Origin of the sequence: Streptomyces fuscigenes, from assembly GCF_021556455.1 — a bacterium.
GTDB classification, from domain to species: domain Bacteria; phylum Actinomycetota; class Actinomycetes; order Streptomycetales; family Streptomycetaceae; genus Streptomyces; species Streptomyces fuscigenes.
The window spans coordinates 1-5701 of the sequence record NZ_JAKGCV010000364.1; the positions used below are offsets into that span (position 1 = coordinate 1).

Annotated in this window: 7 protein-coding genes and 1 pseudogene; 5 read left to right on the plus strand and 3 right to left on the minus strand. The window is 73.5% G+C overall.

Annotated elements, in window-relative coordinates:
* The 3 genes and pseudogenes from L1885_RS29265 to L1885_RS22430 all read right to left on the minus strand — a co-directional run.
* Positions 1 to 1057 (minus strand): annotated as a pseudogene (locus L1885_RS29265) (glycosyltransferase); the annotation flags it as partial.
* A 378-nt stretch (positions 1058 to 1435) separates the two neighbouring features.
* Positions 1436 to 1744 (minus strand): MTH1187 family thiamine-binding protein, encoded by a 309-nt coding sequence (locus L1885_RS22425; RefSeq protein WP_235798974.1) that lies wholly within the window; start codon positions 1742 to 1744, stop codon positions 1436 to 1438.
* Positions 1741 to 2085 carry a DUF3817 domain-containing protein gene (locus L1885_RS22430; RefSeq protein ID WP_235798975.1) on the minus strand — a complete coding sequence of 115 codons (345 nt, stop codon included), beginning with the start codon at positions 2083 to 2085 and terminating at the stop codon, positions 1741 to 1743. The genes L1885_RS22425 and L1885_RS22430 overlap by 4 nt, the downstream gene beginning before the upstream one ends.
* A gap of 183 nt (positions 2086 to 2268) precedes the next feature.
* On the opposite strand from L1885_RS22430, the gene L1885_RS22435 reads away from it, so the two are divergent.
* The 5 genes from L1885_RS22435 (at position 2269) to L1885_RS22455 (ending at position 5686) form a co-directional block, all read left to right on the plus strand.
* On the plus strand, positions 2269 to 2907 hold the full coding sequence (locus tag L1885_RS22435) for an AIM24 family protein (RefSeq protein WP_235798976.1): 639 nt from the start codon (positions 2269 to 2271) through the stop codon (positions 2905 to 2907).
* Positions 2907 to 3557 (plus strand): AIM24 family protein, encoded by a 651-nt coding sequence (locus L1885_RS22440; RefSeq protein ID WP_235798977.1) that lies wholly within the window; start codon positions 2907 to 2909, stop codon positions 3555 to 3557. Before L1885_RS22435 ends, L1885_RS22440 begins: the two co-directional genes overlap by 1 nt.
* On the plus strand, positions 3554 to 4339 hold the full coding sequence (locus L1885_RS22445; RefSeq protein ID WP_235798978.1) for an AIM24 family protein: 786 nt from the start codon (positions 3554 to 3556) through the stop codon (positions 4337 to 4339). The genes L1885_RS22440 and L1885_RS22445 overlap by 4 nt, the downstream gene beginning before the upstream one ends.
* 178 nt (positions 4340 to 4517) lie before the next feature.
* Positions 4518 to 5015 carry a MarR family winged helix-turn-helix transcriptional regulator gene (locus L1885_RS22450; RefSeq protein WP_235798979.1) on the plus strand — a complete coding sequence of 166 codons (498 nt, stop codon included), beginning with the start codon at positions 4518 to 4520 and terminating at the stop codon, positions 5013 to 5015.
* 104 nt (positions 5016 to 5119) lie between these two features.
* Positions 5120 to 5686, plus strand: coding sequence for a P-loop NTPase family protein (locus L1885_RS22455; protein WP_235798980.1), 567 nt, complete (start codon positions 5120 to 5122; stop codon positions 5684 to 5686).
* Positions 5687 to 5701 lie beyond the last annotated feature (15 nt).

Consider the following 5701-nt stretch of genomic DNA (forward strand, 5'->3'; position numbering starts at 1 on the left):
ACTCCGGCCAGCTCGCCGGCCCCGGCCCGACGGCGAGGATCTCGGCCGTGTGGACGGAGCACCAGTGCCCGCCCGTCGCGGGATTGCGCCTGCGGTGGATCTCGACGCCCGTGGCCAGGTCGTCCGCGCCGCAGGGCACGAAGCCGCCCGCCTGCCGGAGCGCGGCGGTCCTGACGACGGCGGCGCCCGCGAGCAGGGGCGCCCGCCGGCGGTTGGCCGCCCGCTGGAACAGCGTCTGGAGCACGAGCGCCTGGGCCTCCGCGGCCCGCGCGGGCGGCGTGCCGGCCGCGTCCCGGAGCGACCGGGGGCCCACGACGAAGGCGACGTCCGGGTCGCGGAAGTGTCCGAGCGTGCGTTCCAGGAAGTGGGGCAGCACCTCCTCGCCGGCGCGGGCGCACGCGAGGACGTCGTAGCAGTCGCCGTACATCGCGAGCCAGGCGTTGCGATTGCCGTGCCGGGTGCCCGCCCGGTGGGCGCCGGCGGGGCGGTTCCACTCGGGCACGCCCCGGCGGCTGAAGTGCCGTGCGCCGATGTCCGCGCACAGCGCCCGGGCCGCCGGTTCGTCGCCCTCGTCCAGCAGCCAGACGTCCAGCGGTCCTTCGCGCCGCAGCCGCAGCGCGGCCAGCAGCGTCGTGCGCACGGCGTCGAGCGGCTCCCTGCCGGGGACGTACGTGACGACGAGGGCGGCCCTCAGGCCGGACGGGGGCCGGACGGGGACGGGGTCGCGTGCGACCAGCGTCGCGAGGGCCGGCAGGGCGACGGCCAGGAGCAGGCACAGCGCGGCGCAGGCGGTGGACGCGAGCGCGGCGCCGTCGAGGACGGCGGGCCATCCGCCGCCGGTGCGCCGGGTCCGTCCGGCGGGCCGCACGAGATGCCACAGCAGCACGGCCGTCAGCACCGGCGCCAGCACCGTCACGAGGACCGCGCCTATTCGGTGCGGCTCGCCCGCCGGCACGCCCCGGTGGCGCACCCGGTTGGCGGCGGCCGGTTCCCGCTTCCCACCGGGCGGATCGGGCAGGCACCCGTGGTCGTCCTGGTCACAGCTCTCGGGCCGCACGCTGACACCTCCAGCCGACGAAGCCCCCGCCACCCCCGGACACCTCCAGACAAGGCGTCACGGGCAGGCGTGTCGAGCGGAGTGGTCCGAGCGGGGAACACCGCGCGGCCGGAATTCCCCCGTGCGGGTGGCGGCCGTCCGCTCGGCACCGTCGCGCGGTGGCCGGGGTACGGCGGTCCGGATGAGGGCGGAAGCGCCGGACGGCGGCAGGCGGGAGACGGCGGGCAGCCGGGAGACGGCGGGCAGCCGGGGCGGCGGCGGGAGGACCCGCGCCGTCCCGGGACCACCGCCGCGCCCGGGCCGCGCGGCCCCGCCCGGGAGAGCGGTGCGGCCGGCCCCACGGGGAAGGCCGGGCGGGGACGGCCGGGGCGGAGCGGGTCAGGAGGTCGCGTCGTCCGCGCGCAGATGCCGCTCGACGGTCTCCACCTTCGCGGTCAGCCCGTCCGTGACGCCCTCGCGGATGTCGGCCTTCAGTACGAGCGAGACCCGCGACGAGCGGGCCTCGACGGCGGCGACGGCGCGCTTGACCACGTCCATCACCTCGTCCCACTCGCCCTCGATCGAGGTGAACATGGCGTCCGTGCGGTTCGGCAGGCCGGACTCGCGGACCACGCGCACGGCGTCGGCGACGTACTCCCCGACGTCCTCGCCGACGCCGAGCGGCGAGACGGAGAAGGCGACGATCATGCGTTCACCGTGCCCTCGCGGCGCGCCCTGGCGGCGATGACCATGTCCTCGGAGGCGCGCTTGAGCATGCGCTCGGCGAAGAAGCCCCCGGTGGGCAGGACGGAGAGGACGAAGTACAGCGCGGCCGTCGGCAGCTTCCAGCGGGCGCAGCGCCACGCGTCCAGCCAGAACAGTACGTAGAGGATGAACAGGATCCCGTGGATCATGCCCATCGCGGGCACGGCGTTGAAGTCCGTGGTGCGCTTGAGCACCGAGCAGACGAGCAGCAGCAGGAAGGACACCGCCTCGGGCCCCGAGACGAGGCGGAGTCGGTGGAGCGCGGATGCGGTCTTGATGTCCACGGAGGCGTCGCTTTCGGTCGGGAGTCGTTTGTGAACGCGCGCACAAACCGGGTCCATTGTGGCAGCCGTGCCCGGAAGGCCCGTGGCAGGGTGGTGCCCGGCCGCCGCGCCCGCGGGCCGGAGCCGGGGCCCGGGCGACGAGGGGTGCTGTTCGCCGGGCACGAGGCCCGATACCGTCGTGCCGTGGCTCAGTTCCGACTCCAGGGAAGCAAGATGCTCGCCGTCGACATGGCCGGCGACGCGGTGAAGGCGAAGAACGGCTCGATGGTCGCCTATGACGGCCAGATGTCCTTCAAGAAGATGAGCGGCGGCGGCGAGGGCCTGCGGGGGATGGTCACCCGCAGGATCACCGGCGAGTCGATGACCGTAATGGAGGTGCGCGGCCGGGGCACCTGCTACTTCGCGGACCGGGCGAGCGAGATCAACCTCGTGGCCCTGCACGGCGACAAGCTGTACGTCGAGGCGTCGAACCTGCTGTGCACGGACGCGGGCCTGCGCACCGGGACGACGTTCACCGGACTGCGCGGCGCCGCCGGCGGCAACGGCCTGTTCACGACGACGGTCGAGGGCAGCGGCCAGGCGGCCGTCATGTCGGACGGCCCGGCGGTGGTGCTGCGGGTCAGCCCGTCCTACCCGCTGTCCGTGGACCCGGGCGCCTACATCGCCCACCAGGGCGATCTGCGCCAGAGCTTCCAGTCGGGCGTCTCCTTCCGGACCTTCATGGGCGAGGGATCGGGCGAGTCGTTCCAGATCAGGTTCGAGGGCGACGGCCTCGTCTACGTCCAGCCCAGCGAGCGGAACACGATCGGCGGTGACATCTAGTGCCCTTCCGGGAGCTCAACGACAAGCTGGTGGAGGCCACGGTCCTGCCCGGGCAGCGGATGTTCAGCCAGCGGGGCGCCATGGTGGCCTACCGCGGCGACGTCTCCTTCACCCCCAACATCCAGGGCGGCCAGGGCGGCGTGATGTCCATGATCGGGCGCCGGGTGGCGAACGAGGCCACCCCGCTCATGACGGTCGAGGGCAGTGGCACGGTCCTGTTCGGCCACGGCGGCCACCACATCCAGGTGATCAACCTGGAGGGCGACACCCTGTACGTCGAGGCGGACCGGCTGCTCGCCTTCGACGGGTCGCTGGAGCAGGGCACGATGTTCATGGGCTCGCAGGGCGGGGTGATGGGGATGGTGCGCGGCCAGGTCACCGGCCAGGGCCTGTTCACCACCACGCTGCGCGGTCACGGCGCGGTCGCGGTCATGGCCCACGGCGGCGTGGTCGAGCTGCCGATCACCCCGGGCCGCGAGGTGCACGTGGACCCGCAGGCGTACGTGGCGCACCACGGTGACGTGCGCAACAAGCTGTCGACGGCGCTCGGCTGGCGGGAGATGGTGGGCCGCGGCTCGGGCGAGGCGTTCCAGCTGGAGCTGAGCGGCAGCGGTGCGGTGTTCGTCCAGGCGTCGGAGGAGAAGCTGTGAGCGGGCCCGTGGTCTTCGACCCCATGACGCTGCCGAGCGACGACAACGTCAACAAGTACCTGTTCTGCGTGGAGTTGCGCGGCGACCAGTGGTTCCTGCAGAAGGGCAAGATGGTCGCCTACTACGGGCAGATCTCCTTCGAGGGCGTCGGCCACGGCCGGTTCGAGGGGCTGATGCGCACCAGCTTCCACTCGCCGATGCACGTGGCCGACTGGGTCGTGGCGCAGGGCAGCGGCAAGATGCTCCTCGCCGACCGGGCCTTCGACGTGAACTCCTACGACTTGGAGGACGGCAACCTGACCATCCGGTCGGGCAACCTGCTGGCCTACCAGCCGTCGCTGGCGCTGAAGCAGTCCATCGTGCCCGGTTTCCTGACGCTGATCGGGACGGGGAAGTTCGTGGCGGTGTCCAACGGTCCTGTCGTGTTCATGGAGCCGCCGCTGCGGGTGGACCCGCAGGCCCTCGTCGGCTGGGCCGACTGCCCCTCCCCCTGCCACCACTACGACTTCGGCTACATGCGCGGGATCCTCGGCGGCGTGCGGGCGATGACGGGGATCGGCGGCGCGTCCGGCGAGGAGCACCAGTTCGAGTTCGTCGGGGCGGGTACTGTACTGGTCCAGTCCACCGAGATCCTCATGGCGGAACGGCCGACCGGCGCCGTGCCGGACGAGGCGGGCGTGCCGGGCGGAGGGCCGGGAGCCGGGGGGCCGGGAGGCGGAGCGGCGGGCCTGCCCCGCCTCGGCGGGCAGCTCGGCGACCTGCAGCGGCGCTTCGGCCTCTGACCGTGGCGCCCCGCGGCCCGGGAGGCGCGGCGCCGCGGGGAGCGGGACCGGGGAGGACGACGAGGCGGTACGCGGTCCGGCCGGGCGGTACGGCTCCCGGCGGGCGGCGCGACACTCCGGGCGAACGCGGGGCGTCCAGCCTTCGTATAAATTTCAACTTCTTAGGTAGAATGTCGTCATGGAGACCGAGACACAGACCGCCGCCCAGGAGACCGAGGGTCCCTGGCTGACCGACGCGGAGCAGTGCGCCTGGCGCACGCACCTGGATGTCAACCGGTTGCTGACGTACCAGATGGAGAAGGACATCCAGCCCTTCGGCCTGACGATGAACGACTACGAGATCCTCGTGAACCTCTCCGAGGCCGAGAACCGCAGGCTGCGCATGACCGACCTGGCCGCGGCGACGCTCCAGTCCAAGAGCCGCCTCAGCCACCAGGTCACCCGGATGGAGTCCGCGGGCCTCGTGAAGCGGGAGCACTGCGAGTCCGACCGGCGCGGCCTGTACGCCGTCCTGACGGACCAGGGCATGGAGACCATGCGCAAGGTCGCCCCGCACCACGTCGCGTCCGTGCGCCGGCACTTCATCGACATGCTGGCGCCGGAGCAGCTGGCGCAGCTGCGGGCGTCGCTGACCCCCGTCGCCGACGAGTTGCGCAAGCGGCGCGGCAAGAACTGACGGCGCCGGGCCCCGGCCCGCGTCCGGACTCCGCGGCCGCGCCGACGCCGGCTTCCCCGGGGCCGCGCGCACCGCGCCCCGCGCGGTGTGATGACCTGTCCGCCATGACGGACGGCTCCTCGAACGCCGCCGCCGAGCCGACGGGCGCCCTCCGGCGCGTCCTCGTCGTCGGCAGCACCGGCGCGGGCAAGACCACCATGGCGCGGGCCCTGTCCCGGCGGCTGGACCTGGCGTACCACGAGATGGACGCCCTCTACTTCGGGGGCCCCGGCTGGCGGGTGAACGAGACGTTCGCCGAGGAGGTCGGCGCGCTCGCGGAGGGCCCGCGCTGGGTCGTCGACTCGCTCGGGTATCCGGCCGTACGGGACCTGCTGTGGGAGAAGGCCGACACGATCGTCTGGCTGGACTACCCGCGCCGCGTGATCATGCCGCGCGTGCTGCGCCGCTCCCTGCGGAGGTCCCTGCTGCGCGAGAGGATCTTCGGCGGGAACCGGGAGACCTGGTCCGGCTGGCTGACCCGCGACCACCCGGCCTGGTCGGCGTGGACCGGCCACGCCGCGCGCCGCGCGGAGATCGCCCGCCGTGTCGGGGCGGAGCGGTTCGCCCCGCTGCACGTGGTGCGCCTGAGCCGTCCGGCGCACGCTGCGGCCTGGCTGCGCGCGCGGGGGTGACGGCCCGGGCCCGTC